1 protein-coding gene is annotated in these 17,619 nt (G+C 68.7%); it reads left to right on the top strand.

Features of this window, described 5'->3' with window-relative positions:
* Positions 1-8 precede the first annotated feature (8 nt).
* Positions 9-17,612 (top strand): non-ribosomal peptide synthetase, encoded by a 17,604-nt coding sequence (locus JVX90_RS14265; protein WP_205329385.1) that lies wholly within the window; start codon positions 9-11, stop codon positions 17,610-17,612.
* Positions 17,613-17,619 lie beyond the last annotated feature (7 nt).

The following is a 17,619-nucleotide window of genomic DNA, read 5'->3' as shown; positions in this document are numbered from 1 at the left end:
AGAACACTGTGGCTGACGCGACGGCCTTGAGCGCAAACTGGGGCACTGTGCCGACCACCCTCGGGCTGGTCGGGGCGGCCGCAGCGGTCGAGCCGTCTGCCCAGGCGATCGCCGGGCCAGGTGGAGCAGTCACGTTCGGGGATTTGAATGTGCGGCTGTCCGCGACCGCAGGCGTCCTGGCCGCACAAGGCCTCGACACCGACGGAGCAGTCACCGCCGGAGTGTCCGCGATTGTCAAGACTCCCGAGATGTCGCCCGTGGACGCGATCGTGGCAGCGGCGGGAGCCGTCGCCGGCCTCCGCGCGGCCGCCGAGGCGGTGCTCGGAACGTCGGACTGGGGATCGCTGCCCGGTCTGTTCGCGTCCGCGGCGCGCCGCTTCGCGGACCGGATCGCAGTCGTCGACCGAGACGGTGCGACGCTCTCGTACCGTGAACTCGACGCACGATCGACCGCTCTCGCACGTGCGCTCGTCGACCGTGGAGTGGGCGCGGACACGACGGTCGCGATGGCCGTCGACCGCACTGTGCACCTCCCCGTGGCGATCCTCGGGATCATGAAGGCGGGCGGAGCATACATTCCGCTTGATCTGGCGCACCCGGTTGAACGACTCGGCTACATCGTCGACAACGCTCGGCCCGGCGGGCTGCTCGTCGACTCCTCGGTCGGCGACCGCCTCGACGGGCTGGAACTCCCTCGCTGGGACGTCGACGAGCTCCTCGAAGCCGGAGCGGCGTCGTCCGGCACACTGCCGTCGCGCATCGACCCGTCGTCGTCGGCCTACGTCATCTACACCTCGGGATCAACGGGCCGACCCAAGGGCGTCCAGGTCGAACACCGCAACGTCGTCGCGTTGATGGCGGCAGCCCAGATCCAGTACGGCTTCGATGAGAACGACGTCTGGTCGATGTTCCACTCCCACGCGTTCGACGTGTCGGTGTTCGAATTGTGGGGGCCGCTCCTGTTCGGTGGGCGTCTGGTCGTGGTCGACCGCGACGTCGCGCGCGAGCCGAACCAACTCGTGTCGCTGCTCGCAGCCGAAGGCGTCACCGTGTTCAGCCAGACGCCGTCAGCGTTCTACCAGTACGTGGAAGCCGCAGAGCGGGCTGTCGCGGCGCCGACGATCCGCTACGTGATTCTCGCGGGCGAAGCCGTGAGCTTCGAGCAGATGCGTCGCTGGTACCGCAGCTTCCCTGACTCGGCGACCGTTGTGGTCAACATGTACGGCATCACCGAGACGACCGTCCACACGACTTTCCGGGCGCTGAGCGCTGAACTCGTCGAGTCCACGGATGCGTCCGACGTGGGTGACGGACTGCCCGCACTGACTGTCCATGTCCTCGACGAACGTCTCAAGCACACCCCTGACGGCGTTCCGGGCGAGATCTACGTCAGTGGCCCGCAGGTGACCCGCGGATACCAGAACCGCTCCGACCTCACCGCGGTCCGGTTCGTCGCGGACCCGTTCGGCGCGGCGGGCGACCGCATGTACCGCAGTGGCGACATGGCCATCCGGCGCGGCGACACCATCGAATACCTCGGCCGCAGCGACGGCCAGGTCCAGTTGCGCGGGTTCCGCGTCGAGATGGGTGAAGTCGAGGCAGGCATGCTTCGCGTCGACGCGGTGTCGGGTGCGGCGGCGATGGTCACCAAGGCCGCGAGCGGCGACGACCTCCTCGTCGGCTACGTCGTGCCCGCAGACGGCACGACCATCGATCAGACGGCGTTGCGAGCGGCGATCGGCGCCCACGTTCCGGCCTACATGGTCCCCGACGTCATCGTTGAACTCGACCGACTTCCGCTCACCGTCAACGGAAAACTGGACCGCAGGGCACTGCCCGAACCCCAGCTCGGGACACAGGAGTTCGTCGAACCCGAGACCGACGCCGAACGGCGGGTCGCGGCCGAGTTCGCGGCAGTCCTCGGCGTGGAGACGATCAGCGCCACCGCGTCGTTCTTCGACCTCGGCGGCAACTCGCTCGCCGCGGCCCGCATCGTCGGCCGGGTCGGCGAAGCTCTCGACGTTGAACTCTCGGTCCGCGATCTCTTCGACGCGCCCACTGTGCGCGAACTCGCGGCAGCCGTTGTCGGTCATGCACCGGCACTGCCGCCGATCGTCGCCGTGGATCCGCGACCGCACACGATTCCGCTGTCGTTCGCGCAGCAACGGATGTGGCTCGTGAACCGACGTTCCCCCGAGTCGGCCGCCTACAACATTCCGGCACTGCTGACGGTGACCGGTGACCTGGACCGCGCCGCTCTGCAAGAGGCCGTCGTCGACGTCGTCATTCGGCAGGCCGCTTTGCGGACCACGTTCCCCACCGTCGCCGGCGCGCCTGTCCAACAGATCGCATCCCCGGACACGGTCGCCGACCTGCTCGACTGGTCGACCGCCGACTCCGTCGACGACATCACCGCTCTTCTCGGCACCGGATTCGACGTCACCACCGACTTGCCGATTCGCGGTCGGGTGGTCGAGACTCGGCCAGGCGAGCACGTGGTGGCCATCGTGATGCATCACATCGCGGCAGACGGTGAATCCGTCGGACCCTTCGTGGCAGACCTGCTGACGGCGTACCGGGCGCGCAAGGACGGGCAGGCGCCCGACTTCGCACCACTCGACGTCCACTTCGCCGACTTCGCGCTCTGGGAACACCGCGCCCTCGGAGCACCGGACGAACCCGAATCGATCAGTGCACGTCAGCTCGCCTACTGGCGGGAACAGCTGTCGGGCCTGCCGTCGGTGCAGAACCTGCCGATCGACCGGCCCCGCGCGGCGGTCGCGTCAGGTCGGAGCGGCCGCGTCGACTTCGTGATCGACGACGACCTGGCTCGCCGGATCGACGCAGTCGCAGCAGTTTCGTCGGCGTCGGCGTTCATGGTTGTCCACGCGGCGCTCGCTGTACTCCTCGCGCGCATCACCGGCGACGACGACGTCGCCGTCGGCACCCCGATCGCCGGTCGCGGACAGGCCGTCCTCGATCCCCTCGTCGGCATGTTCGTCAACACCCTCGTGCTGCGGAGCGAAACGCCGTCCGACGCTGCGTTCCGCGACGTCCTGGAGACGGTCAAGAGCTCCGACCTCGACGCCTTCGCCAACGCCGACGTGCCGTTCGAGTACGTCGTCGACGCCGTCGACGCCGAACGCTCCCCGTCGTTCGCACCGCTCTCGCAGGTGTGGCTGACCCTCGACGAGACGTCGGTGCGTGGTGCGCTGTCCGGTGCAGTCGACGGGCTGACCATCGAGCCCACGCCGATCGGCGATGCGCCTGCCAAGGTCGACCTCTTCGTCCGTGTGGAGCGCGCGGAAGCGGGCGCGTGGCACGGTGAACTGATCTACGCGGCCGACCTGTTCAACAAGCAGACGGCCTCGAACATCACAACCTGGCTGGTCGACGTCCTCGACGCGTGCACATCGGATGTGACCACCGTCGTCGGCGACGTGCCACTCACAACGACGGCGAAGGCCGGCTCGCCGTCCGGCACCGCACACGTGCCGACGCCGGCCGATTCAGTGCCCTCACAGATCGACAACGGCGGCCCCGGCTCCGAGCCGGTGCTCCTGCGGGACATGTTCGCCGCCGCGGCCTCCACGTGGGGCCCGCGCTCGGCCGTCGTCGATCCGGACGGATCCGTCCTGACGTACGCACAACTCGACGCCAGGTCGAACGCACTCGCCCGACGACTCCTGGCACTCGGAGCCCGACCCGAGACACTCGTCGCACTGGCCATCGGACGTTCGTCCACCCTGCTCACCGCGATCTGGGCGGTCGCCAAGACCGGAGCGGGATACGTCCCGATCGATCCCGACTATCCCGCCGAGCGTGTCGCGGCGATGATCGAGGATTCGGGCGCACACCTCGGGCTCACCGTGGCGGCCGCAGGCTCGTTGCCGGCGACCGGGTTCGACTGGACGGTGATCGACTCGCCGGAAGCGCCCACCGACGACGTGTCCCCGCTGGCCGAGGCCGAACTGGTCGGACCCACGCGAGTCGACAACGTCGCGTACGTCATCTACACGTCCGGATCGACAGGCCGACCCAAGGGCGTCTCGGTGACACACTCGGGTCTGAAGAACTTCGCCGTAGAAGAGGCCCGGCGCTCGAATGCCGACGAGTACTCGCGAGTTCTCGGGTTCGCGTCCCCGAGCTTCGACGCGTCCGTGCTGGAGTATCTGCTCGCGACCGTCAGCGGCGGCACACTCGTGTACCGACCGTCCGACGCTGTCGGCGGCCCACCACTCGCCGAGCTGATGCTCCGCAGCGCCGTGACGCACACCTTCCTGACCCCGACCGTCCTGTCGACTCTCGATCCGCTCGCGCTTCCCGCGCTTCGGGTGATCTATGCGGGCGGCGAGGCGGTGCCGCAGGCGCTGAAAGACGCGTGGACGCCGTTCCGTCGTGTACAGAACCTCTACGGCCCCACGGAGACGACCATCGGTGTGGCGATCGGCGAGCCGATGGCGGTCGGTGAGCCCGTCACCCTCGGCGGCCCGATCTCCGGCATCGGATTCGCGGTGCTCGACGGCCGACTGCGGCAGGTGCCGGACGGTGTCGTCGGAGAGCTGTACGTGTGCGGCCCGGCGCTCTCACGCGGGTACCTCGATCGGCCTGGCCTCACTGCCGACCGCTTCGTGGCGAACCCGTTCCTCGTCGGGGACCGCATGTACCGGACCGGTGACCTCGTCCGATGGCGCACCGACTCGGCCGGACGCCGTGTGCTCGACTACTCGGGACGCAGCGACGACCAGGTGAAGCTCAGGGGTCTTCGGATCGAACTCGGTGAGATCGAGGCCGTCCTCGCCGAGCACCCCGACGTCACGTCCGCGGTTGTGGTCGGAGTCGGATCGGGATCCGGGGACGCCGGCGGTGAATCGGTGACGACAGCACTGGCAGGCTACGTCGTCGTCGGCGCGGAATGCTCGGTCGACGGCTCCGACCTCAGACGATTCGTCGCCGATCGGCTGCCCGCCCACATGGTGCCCGCGTCGATCACCCTCCTCGACGCGCTGCCGCTGACCCCGGTCGGCAAACTCGACAAGAACGCGCTCCCCGAACCCGTCCTCGACGCGGGCGACCACGTCGAACCCGAGTCCGCCGCAGAGACCGCCGCCGCGGCGGCGTTCGCGGCAGTCCTCGGCATCGACACGGTGTCGGTGACGGCCAGCTTCTTCGACCTCGGCGGTGACTCGCTGTCGGCGATGCGACTCGCGGCACGCGTCGAAGATGCTCTCGGCGTCACGACGTCGATCAACGACGTGTTCTCCGCTCCTACCGTGCGCGAACTGGTCGTTCGGATCGCAGGCCACAGCGCCGCGCTGCCTCCGGTGACGCCTGTCTCGCCACGACCCGACCGGATTCCGCTGTCGTACGCACAGCAGCGGATGTGGTTCATCAACCGCTTCGATCCGACCGCGCCGACCTACAACGTCCCGGCGGTCATCCGACTCACCGGCCCACTCGACGTCGGCGCGTTGTCGGACGCCTTCACCGACGTCATCGCGCGTCACGAGACCCTCCGCACCCGGTTCCCCGACAACGACGGCGTCCCGTTCCAGTCGGTGTCGTCCGACCCGACTCCGGACTGGGCTGTCTTGGACGACCGGTCCGCCCTCGAAGCCGATCTCGCACGCGGATTCGACCTCCGTACCGATCGGCCCATCAGGGCCAGGCTCGTGCCGATCGCCTCCGACGAGCACATCCTGGCGATCGTCGCCCACCACATCGTCGCAGACGGCGAGTCTCTCGGTCCGCTCGTCTCCGACCTGCTGACCGCCTACGGTGCGCGAGCACAGGGGCAGGCCCCCGAATTCGCGCCGCTGCCCGTCCAATTCGCGGATGTCGCGCTCTGGGAGCGTGCGGTGCTCGGCGACCCGGCCGACGAAGGATCGATCATCGCAGGCCAGCTCGATCACTGGCGGACCGCGCTCGCCGGGCTGCCCGCTGTCATCGACCTTCCATCGGACCGTCCGCGCCCCGAGGCCGCCTCGGGTCGGGGAGACGCGGTGGACTTCACGGTCCCCGCAGGCGTCGTCCGTGCCGTGGAGGCGCTGGCAAGCGCCCGCGGCGCGACGCCGTTCATGATCCTGCACTCCGCACTCGCCGTGCTGATCGCGCGACTGTCTGCCACCACCGACATCGCGATCGCCACCCCGTCTGCGGGCCGAGGCGACGAATCGTTGGACGCCCTGGTCGGAATGTTCGTCAACACGCTCGTCCTCCGGACCGAGGTGGCCCCGGGCACGCCGTTCGAGGACCTGGTCGACACCGTTCGGGACGTCGACCTGCAGGCGCTCGACAATGCACGTGTCCCGTTCGAGGCCGTTGTCGACGCCCTCGACCCGGTGCGGAGCGAGGCGTTCGCTCCGCTCGCGCAGACGATGCTGTCCTTCGACCCGGTCGGCTCTGTTCGAGGTGGCCTCGCCGAGGTGGCGGGCGTCTCGTTCACCGAGCTCACACCGCCGGTGATCCCGGCGCACCGCGACCTGACGATCGTGGTCTCCTCCGGCGAGGAATGGACGGGTTCGGCGGTGTACGCCACGGACCTGTTCGATAGGGCGACCGTCGAGGCGTTGGCGTCCACCTACGTCGATCTGCTCGCGTCGCTGGTCGCCGATCCGACCCGACCAGTCGGCGATGCCCCGGTGACCGCCGACGACGAGATCAACGAGATCCTCGCGCGATCGGCAGGCCCCTCGCTCGACGGCGTGGATCAGCTCATGTGTGTGTCCGCGACGTCGGCCGCGGGTGGGGCGCCCGCGGTGATCCACCGCGACCGCACCGTGTCGCGAGACGAGTTCGGCCGCCGCGTCAACGTTCTCGCCCGCACCCTCGTCGCGAACGGCGTCGGCCCCGACACCGCGGTCGGCATATGCATGGACCGAAGTGTTGAACTCCTCGTCGGAGTGCACGCCATCGTCGCAGCGGGCGGGCAGTACGTGCCGCTCGACCCGGAAGCCCCGGCCGACCGCACCGCCTACATGGCGGAGACGGCCGGCGTGACCACCGTGTTGGTTCGCGCGGATGATCTGGTGCCCGATTCTGTCGCGGCGCTCGACGCCGCGGTTGTCGCCGTCGACGCCACGGCGTCCATTGCAGGCGACGTCCAACCGCTGACCGACGCCGACCGCACATCGCCGTTGCGGGGATCGCACGCCCTCTACACGCTGTTCACATCGGGCTCCACCGGCAGGCCGAAGGGCGTCACCGTCTCGCACGAGGCCGTCGCCAATCGACTCGCCTGGATGCAGGCGGGCTACCCGATCGGCGCCGACGACCGCGTGCTCCACAAGACTCCGGTGACGTTCGACGTGTCGGTGTGGGAACTGTTCTGGCCGATCGTGCAGGGAGTTCCGCTGGTGATCGCGGAGCCCGGACGGCACGGCGATCCCGCACACCTCGCCGACCTCATCGAGCACCACGGCGTGACCGTGCTGCATTTCGTCCCGTCGATGCTCGCCGCGTTCGTCGACGTCCTCGGCGACCGGGTGTCGTCGTTGGCGACCCTGCGACACGTGTTCGCGTCCGGTGAAGCGCTCACGCCCGCCGTGGCGGATTCCGTCCTGCAGCACCTGCCGGGAGTCGGTCTGCACAACCTGTACGGGCCGACCGAGGCCGCCGTCGACGTCACCGAGCACACGGTGACAGTCGCGGAGCCCGTGATCCCGATCGGGCGTCCGGTCGCGGGCACAACGACGTACGTCCTCGATGCGCGACTACGACCGACACCCGTCGGTGTGCCGGGCGAGCTGTACCTCGGTGGCGTGCAGGTGGCGCGCGGGTACGCGAGACGTCCCGACCTCACGGCGGAACGCTTCGTCGCCGATCCCTTCGGGGCCCCGGGTACGCGGCTGTACCGCACGGGTGACGCGGTGCGCTGGAACAGCGCCGGTGAGCTCGACTACCTCGGACGCACCGACTTCCAGGTGAAACTGCGCGGTCAGCGACTTGAACTCGGTGAAGTCGAAGCCGCGATCGCCACGGCACCCGGTGTGGTGCACTCAGCGGCGACCGTGGTCGACTCGACGGCGGGTAAGCAGCTCGTCGGCTACTTCGCGCCTGCCGAGGTCGACGTGGACGACGTGATCGCAGCAGTCGCGTCGGCGCTTCCGGCCTACATGCGGCCCACCGCGTGGGTCCCGATGACAGCCATTCCGCTCACCGTCTCGGGGAAGGTCGACCGCAAGGCGCTTCCCGCGCCGACGGCTGCCGTCGTCGAGCACGTCGCTCCCTCATCGGGCGCGGAACAAGCCGTCGCCGCAGTGTTCGCCGGTCTGCTCGGCCTCGACGAGGCCGAGGTGTCGGCCACAGCGTCCTTCTTCGAACTCGGCGGCAACTCGTTGTCGGCGATGCGGCTCGTCGCGCGTGTCTCAGAGGCGCTCGACGCCGACGTCACCGTCCGCGACGTCTTCGATGCGCCCTCCGTGCGCGATCTCGCGGCACGCCTCGCCGATCGCGCGCCGGCCCTGCCACCGGTGACTCGTGTCGATCCTCGGCCGGTACCCGTGCCCGTCTCACGTGCACAGCAACGGATGTGGTTCCTCAACCAGTTCGATCCGGCGTCTGGCGCCTACAACATCCCTCTTGCGCTCCGCCTCACCGGCGACGTCGACCTCACGGCGCTCACCGAGGCCGTGCGGGACGTCGTGCGCAGGCACGAGGTGCTCCGCACGGTGTACCCGGCCGTCGACGGTCGCCCCGTTCAGGATGTCCGGACTGCGGCCGACGCGTCGGCCGCCCTCGACTGGGCCACCGCAAGTGACTACTCGGCTCTGCTCGAGTCGACGACTGCAGGCTTCGACGTCGCCGTCGATCTGCCGATCCGCGGTCGTGTCCTGGTCGGCGACGACGGCGTCGCCATCGCGATCACCGTGCACCACATCGCATTCGACGGCGAGTCCGTCGACGTCCTGGCCCGTGATCTCCTCGCCGCGTACGCGGCGAGGGCCACCGGCACGTCGGCGGACGACTCCCTCGACGTCCAGTACGCGGACTACGCCCTGTGGCAGCACCGCACACTCGGTTCGCTCGATGATCTGACGTCGCCGCTCGGTCGGCAGTCCGCCTACTGGCGCACGCAACTCGCCTCGCTGCCGGCCTCACTCGACCTTCCAATGGATCGACCACGTCCGGCCGTCGCCGAGACCGGGGGCGGGCGGATCGTGGCGACGATCGCCGACTCGGTCGCCGACGGCGTCGACGCGGTGGCGTCGGCGTACGGGATGACACCGTTCATGGTCACCGAGGCCGCGTTCGCGGTCACCGTCGCGCGCCTCGCGGCGACCCGGACCGCAGTCGTCGGCTCCGTCGTCGCAGGGCGCACCGACGCCGCGCTCGACGACGTCGTCGGCATGTTCGTCAACACCCTGGTCCTCCGCACTGACGTCGATCCGGCGACCACGGTCGCCGACCTGCTGACCGGCACGCGAGACACTGTGCTCGATGCGTTCGCCAACGCCGACGTCGCTCTCGACGACCTCGTCGAGGTGCTCGGTGTGGAACGATCGGCGGCATTCCCACCGATCGCGCAGGTCACCTTCACCTACGGGGACAAGGCCGACTCGACGGCCGTCGTGGACGTCGCCGATGTCCAGGCCCGACCGATCGCTCCGGACACGGTCGATGCGAAGTTCGAACTCATGGCGGCAGTGCAAGAACGCACCGAGACGTCGCCGATGAGCATCGAGCTCGTCTACGCCACGTCGTTGTTCGACGAGTCGACGGTCATCGGGTTCGCCGACGTGTACAACCGTGTTCTGGCGGCGATCGTGGCCGATCAGGACATCGCCGTCGGCGACATCGCGCTCGCTGAGCACCGGCCGTCCGCGCTCCCACGCGCGCCACGGGCCACGGGGTTCGGCGGAGACGTCGACGAGGGAACGCTCATCGACCTGCTCGCACGTCGCGACGTGGATCCGACTCACCCGGCACTGATCTGTGACGGTGTCGAACTCGACTACGACGAGTTCGAGTCCCGCACCAACCGGATCGCTCGTGCTCTCCTTGCGCGGGGCGTGGCTCCGGAGGACGTCGTGGCGATCGGCCTCGAGCGGTCCATCGAATCGGTGCTCGCCGTCTGGGGCGTCATCAAGTCGGGCGCCGCCTACGTGCCGATCGACCCGGCCTACCCCCAGGACCGCATCGCGTACATGCTGTCCGATTCGGCGGTCGAGATCGGAATCACCGACGCCGCGACGCGTGAGCGTCTCGGTGCGTCGGCCTGCGACTGGACTGACCTCGCCGACCTCGAGGCGGCCGTCGAGGGCACCGACGACATCGCCGACGCCGAACGCAACGGCTCGGTCCGACTGACCAATCTCGCTTACCTGATCTACACGTCGGGATCCACGGGACGACCGAAGGCAGTCGGAGTCTCGCACACCGGCATCGTCGATCTGGCCGATGCACACGCCAAGGTCACCGGCTCCCGAGACGACGACCCGGACACCCGAATCCTGCACGTCGCCTCACCGAGCTTCGACGCATCGTTCTTCGAGATGGCGTGGGCGATCCTTGCAGGCCACACGCTGGTGGTCGCACCGCACGCGGATTACGCGGGGGACGCCCTCGCCGAGATCCTCGAACGGGACGAGGTCACCGACGTCGTGATCACCCCGTCGGTCCTGGCGACCGTCGACCCGGACCGCGCCGACACCGTCCGGAACCTCGCTACGGCAGGCGAAGCGTGCCCGCCCGAACTCGTGGAACGGTGGACGCAGCGCGGCCGTCGGATCTTCAACTTCTACGGGCCGTCAGAGACCACCGTGTGGGCCACCCGCTCCCGGATGATGGCCGGTAAGCCCGTCACCATCGGCAAGGCGATCACCGGTTTCACCACTCGAGTCCTCGACGCTCGCCTCCACGAGGTCCCCGCGGGCGTCGTCGGTGAGTTGTACCTGTCGGCCGACGGCCTCGCGCGCGGCTATCTCGGTCGTGGAGCGTTGACGGCGTCGAGCTTCGTGGCAGATCCGTTCGGCGGACCCGGCGCCCGGATGTACGCCACCGGCGACCTCGTCCGAACGACCAAGTCCGGCGACATCGAATTCGCGGGTCGGGCCGACCACCAGATCAAGGTCAACGGTCAGCGTGTGGAACTCGGTGAGATCGAGGCCGTCATGGCCGATCAGCCGGGGGTCGCGCAGGCCGTCGTCATCGGCGTCGACTCGTCCGCGGGGGACCGCAAACACGTCCAGCTCGTCGCGTATCTCGTCGCCAAACCGGGGCAGAGCGTCGACACCGATGCCGTACTCGCAGAAGCCGGTGCGCGCCTCGCCGCGCACATGGTGCCCGCCCACGCCGTGAGCATCTCCGAGATCCCTCTGACACCTGCGGGCAAACTGGACCGCGACGCATTGCCCGCACCGACTCCGGCCGAAGCCGCGGCGTACACGGCACCGGAGTCCGAGGCAGAAGAGTCGCTCGCACGTATCGTCGCCGGCCTGCTCGGCGAGGACCGCGTGAGCGTCACCGAGTCGTTCTTCGCACTCGGCGGTGACTCGATCATGTCGATCCAGCTGGCGTCGGCGGCGAAGGCGGCGGGGCTCCACCTGACCCCGCGAGAGATCTTCGAACTGAAGACGGTCCGCGCGATGGCAGCAGCTGTCGCAGGCGGCTCCGCACGGGACGTGTTGCCCGAACTCGACGGCGGTGGACGCGGTCCGATGACCGTCCCGCCGATCGTCCGATGGATGCTCGAGCACTCCCAGTCCGCGACCGACTTCGCCGACTTCTCTCAGACGGTGGTCCTCGGCGTGCCCCGCGACGCGGACCCCGGCGACGTCGCCACGGTTCTCAACGCCGTGGTCGACGCGCATCCGATGCTCAGTGCGACACTCGTCGAATCGGGCGGTGAGTGGTCGCTCACGAGCGGTGCAGGCTCACCTGCGCAGGTCAGCGTCGTGGACGTCCCGCAAGTCACCGACGACGCCATCGCCGGAGCGCACCGATCCGCACTCGCCGCCCTCGACCCGGCTCGCGGTGCACTCGTTCACGGAGTCCTCGTCCGCGGCGACGATCGAGGGCGGCTCGTCCTTGCCGTTCACCACCTCGGAGTGGATGTGGTCTCGTGGCCGATCCTCATCGAGGACCTTGCGACGGGATGGGCTCAGCACGCCGAAGGCACACCAATCACTCTCCGACCGGAGGTCACGTCGGCTCGGCGAATGGCACAGGCGGTCGCCGATGCGGTGCTCGACGACAACAACCAGCTCGACTACTGGCTCGAGCGGCTGCCTGCGGAGCCCACCCGCTTCGGCACAGCGATCGACCGAGACCGGGACCGTTGGAGCAGCCAAGGAAATCACCTGGCGGTTGTGGACGCCGACACCACCGAGGCGATCCTGACCACGGTCCCGGCGGCCTTCCGCAGTGGAACCGACGACGTGCTGCTCGCGGCGCTCGCTCGCGCCGTCCGCGGGTGGCAGACGGAGCGGGGCATCACCGACGACCGTCCGGTGACGATCCAGGTGGAGAACCACGGCCGCGACGAGACCGTCGGCGGGGCCGATGGGATCGCTGACCTCACTCGGACCGTCGGCTGGTTCACCACGATCGAACCAGTGGCGATCGACCCGGGCGGCGACATGATCCACGCGGTCAAGTCGGCCAAGGAGTCGCTGCTCGGACGGCCAGGTCCCGCTGCGAGTTTCGGTGCATTCCGGTACCTCGCCGACTCCGCACTCGCAGAACGTCCGCTGCCCAGCATCGGTCTGAACTACCTCGGCAACTCGTCGGCCCGGACGGATGCGCCCGACGACGTGTTCCTCCCGGCCCCCGACGCACCCGTGCTGCCCGCGACCGTCAGCGGCGCGATGGCGGCGTCCACCGTGCTCTCGATGAATGTGTCGACAGTCGACGGGCGGTTGCACGCAGACCTCTCCTACCTGCATGGAGTCCTCGACACCGACGATGCTGAAGACATCGCAGCGCGCTGGACAGCCGAGCTCGAGGCAGTCGCCGCCGAGATCGGAGATGGCGCCGATCCGGGGCCGAGCCCGTCCGACGTTCCGGGTGCGGCTCTGAATCAGCAGCAGATCGATGCGTTGCTCGCCGACGCCCCCGGCGCCGACCTCTGGCCGCTCACCCCGCTGCAGAACGGGCTCTTCTTCGAGGCCGACATGGTCGCAGACGGCCAGGTCGACGTCTACGTCACCCAGGCGACGTTGTCGCTCGACGGACAGGTCGACGCAGACCGGCTCAGAAGCGCGCTGGAACTCCTGCTGACTCGGCATGCGGCACTCCGCTCCTCGTTCACCCGCGCCGACAGCGGGGCCGCAGTGGCGGTCGTCCGCCCGTCGGTGGCACCCGACTGGCGGGTGATCGACAACACTGGTCTGGACGACGATGCCTTCACACGCGAACTCGCAGCGATCGAGGCGATCGAGAAGAGCACTCCCTTCGACCTCGCGACTCCTCCGCTGATTCGCGCCGTTCTGGTCGTCGGTTCCCGGCACGCCGAACTGGTCATCACGAACCATCACCTCCTGGTGGACGGATGGTCAGGCCCGCTGGTCCTGGCAGACCTCCTGGCTCTGTACTCGACGGGCCGCACCTACACCGAGACGCTTCCGGGTGCAGGCGAGGCCGACTTCGCAGCACACGTCCGGTCGGTCGCGGCCGTCGACACGACTGACGGACTCGCGGCCTGGGCCGAGGTCCTGGCGCCCATCGAGGAGCCGACCCTCGTGGCGCCGGGAGGCACAACGACCGATCTGCCTCCGACCGACCGTCGATTTGTGCTTCCCGACGACATCACGGTGGGGCTCGAGAACGTCAGCAAGAGCAGCAGCGTGACGATGGCGACCGTCGTCCAGTTCGCGTGGGCGGTCCTCCTGTCGCGAATGACGGGCAATCGAGTGGTGACATTCGCCGAGACCGTGTCGGGGCGTTCACCCGACACGGTCGGTGTCGAGAGCATGATCGGGCTGTTCATCAACACCCTCCCGGCCGTGGTCGACGTCGACCCCGACCGATCGGTCACCGACGTCCTGGCCGCCATGCAGCACGACAAGGTGTCCGTTCTCGACCATCAGCAGATCGGGCTGTCCGCGTTGATCGCCCAGACCGGACTGCCGGTGCTGTTCGACACCCTGGCCGTGTACGAGTCGTACCCGGTGAACATGGACTCGGTGTCCGGAGTGGACACGGGTGAGGAGGGCGGCCTCCGGGTTCGGTCGGCGACCACGTCGGACGCCACCCACTACCCGCTCAACCTGTCCGCGTCGCGCGACGCGGACGGACTCGACCTGGCGATCAAGTACCTGCCCGGAGTGTTCGACGAAGCTGCGGTGGCCGTCGTCGAACGAGCACTCGTTGAGATCTTCACGGCGATCGCGGCCGATCCGACGGCGGCGACCTCCGATCTGCCCGTGCTGCCCGTCGTCGACGTGGCCGAACTGACTCCCGTGTCGGTCGCAGGCCCCGCGGCACCGCGACTTCTGTCCGACCTGTTCGCCGACGCTGCACGGCGCGCGCCGGACCGTGCGGCCGCGGTGGACGGGCAGGGCCGTCGGATCACCTACCGCGAACTGGATGCGCAGTCGAACCGACTCGCTCGGTGGCTGATTCAGCGCGGAATCGAGGCCGAGCGGCCGGTGGCGCTCGCCATCGGAAGGTCGACGGACCTGTTGGTCTCGATCTGGGCAGTCGCCAAGACCGGAGGCTGCTTCGTGCCGGTCGATCCGGACTACCCGGCCGACCGAGTCGCCGGGATGATCGAGGACTCGGGAGCCGTGCTCGGCCTGACCACGTCCGCGGTCGGCGAGCTCCCGGCCCACGAGTTCTCCTGGCACGCGGTCGACGAGCCGGACACCGCGGAGTCGGTCGCAGGCCTGTCCGGAGACCCGATCACGGCAGCTGAACTCGGCGCGCCCGCGCACACCGACGGGCTCGCCTACGTCATCTACACCTCCGGCTCCACCGGACGGCCCAAGGGCGTCGCGGTGACACATTCGGGACTGGCCAACTTCGCCGCCGAAGAGTCCGCGCGGCTCGACGCAGGCGACGGTCCCGTTGTCCTGGGCTTCGCATCGCCGAGCTTCGACGCGTCGGTCCTCGAACTCCTGTTGGCGACCGTCAACGCGGGCACGCTCGCGTACCGCCCGTCTGACGCTGTCGGCGGTCGACCGTTGGAGACGTTCATCGAGCAGGTCGGAGCGACTCACACGTTCCTGACGCCGTCTGTGCTCGCGACGATGGACCCGGCTCACGTCCCGTCCCTGCGGTCGATCGCAGCGGGCGGTGAAGCAGTGCCGTCGACGGTCGTCGACCGCTGGTCGGTGGGTCGACGCCTGCACAACCTGTACGGGCCGACCGAGACCACGATCGGCATCACGATCAGCGACGCGATGAGAGCGGGTGATCGTGTCCGGCTAGGCGGGCCGATCGGCGGAGTGGACTTGATGGTCCTCGACGACCGGCTTCGGCCCGTGCCGGTGGGCTTCACCGGCGAACTGTATGTCGCCGGACTCGCCCTGTCGCGCGGATACCTCGACCGCCCGGGACTGACTGCGGAACGGTTCGTCGCCGATCCCCACGATCAAGGTGGCCGCCGCATGTACCGGACGGGTGACGTCGTCCGGTGGGTGCGCACCGCGACAGGGGAGCTGACCCTCGAATACGGTGGTCGGTCCGACGACCAGGTGAAGCTGCGCGGTCTCCGCATCGAACTCGGCGAGATCGAAACGGTTCTAGCCGATCATCCCGACGTCGAGTCCGCGGTGGTCATCGGCGTCGGCGGGTCCGTCGCCTCCTCGCTGGCGGCGTACGTCGTCGCGCCGGAATCAACCGACCTCGCGACTCTCCGAGAGTTCGCAGCGACTCGTCTCCCGTCGCACATGGTTCCTGCGTCGATCACCGTTCTCGACGCGTTGCCGCTGACACCGGTGGGCAAGCTCGACAAACGCGCTCTTCCGGATCCTGTCGTCGAGGCCGCAGACTTCGTCGAACCTGCCACAGACGTCGAACGGACGGTTGCGGGAGTGTTCGCCGACGTCTTGGGCATCGACGTCGTCGAGGTGTCGGCGTCCGCCGACTTCTTCGCGTCCGGCGGTGATTCGCTCTCGGCGGCGCGTCTGGCCGCTCGACTGTCCGAAGCGATCGGCGGAACCGTGTCGGTCCGCGACGTCTTCGAGGCGGGAACGGTTCGTGAACTCGCCGCACGCGCCACACCCGGGACCGGCGGCCTGCCGCCGTTGCGTCCGGCGGACCCGCGTCCGGAGCGCCTGCCGGTGTCGTTCGCTCAGCAGCGCATCTGGTTCATCGAGCAGTTCGAGCCGGGCACCGCGACGTACAACATTCCGATCGGTGTCCGCCTGCAGGGCGAACTCGACGTGAACGCCCTGCACACGGCGGTCCGCGACGTCGTCGAAAGGCACGAGATCCTCCGGACGGTGTTCCCGTCGGTGGACGGAGAGCCGGTGCAGCGCATCCTCGACGACGTTGAACCCGACTGGCGAACGGTGGACACGGCCGACGAGTTGGCGGCGGCCGCCGCGAGCGGTTTCGACGTTGCGACGACGCCCCCGTTCCGCGTTCGCCTCCTCCGGGTGGACGATCACGAGCACATCCTGCTCGCCGTCATGCATCACCTGATCGGTGATGGCGAGTCGATGGGCCCGTTGATCGGCGACATCGTCACCGCCTACCTCGCTCGTGCCGCAGGCGAGGCACCGCGATTCGTTCCACTCGAGGTGCAGTTCGCCGACTACGCGATCTGGCAGCGTGAGGCGTTCGGATCGACGGACGACCCGTCCTCCGTGGTCGGCAGGCAACTCGACTACTGGCAGTCGACGTTGACCGGCGTTCCAGATGTGCTCGACCTGCCGTCTGATCGGGTACGACCTGCAGTCGCATCGCACCGCGGTGCAAGCGTTGCCATGCCCGTTCCGGCAGACGTCGCGGAGCGCGTCCGCGGCCTCGCCTCGGACCGTGGAGTGAGCGAGTTCATGGTGATCCACAGTGCGCTCGTGGTCCTGCTGGCTCGTCTCTCGGCGTCCGACGACATCGCCGTCGCAACACCGATCGCCGGCCGCGGGTCAGCGGCGACGGATCCATTGGTGGGCATGTTCGTCAACACCCTCGTGCTGCGATCGACTGTTCGGGCTCGGATGCCGTTCAGCGAACTGCTCGACGACGTCCGCGTCACAGACCTCGATGCGTTCGCGAACGCCGACGCACCGTTCGAAGCGGTCGTTGATCGATTGGCGCCGGTCCGTTCGGAAGCGTTCTCGCCCCTGGCGCAGGTGATGTTGACACTCGTCGCCGACCGCAATTCGGACGGAGCGCAGGTCGAGGGACTCTCCGTCGCACCGATCGACCCGCCGGTCGTCCCTGCGCAGTACGACCTGTCGGTCACTGTCACCACCGGTGACGGGGACTGGGATCTGGGGTTGATCTACGCGACGGACCTCTTCGACGAGCCGTCGATGGTCCGTTTCGCGGAACGGCTGGTCGAGTTGCTCGACCAACTCACCGCCGCTCCGGCCGACTCGATCAGCGCCGCGTCGATCATGATCGGGTCAGAGGCGGACACGGTCGCCGGATGGTCGTCCGGTGGGGTGTCACCAATGCGACCACGCACCCTGCCCGAGCTCATGCGCATCGCGGACCAGCACTGACTGCATG

It is taken from the genome of Gordonia sp. PDNC005 (assembly GCF_016919385.1).
Classification (GTDB): Bacteria; Actinomycetota; Actinomycetes; order Mycobacteriales; family Mycobacteriaceae; genus Gordonia.
This window is presented reverse-complemented; position numbering and strand designations above follow the sequence as displayed.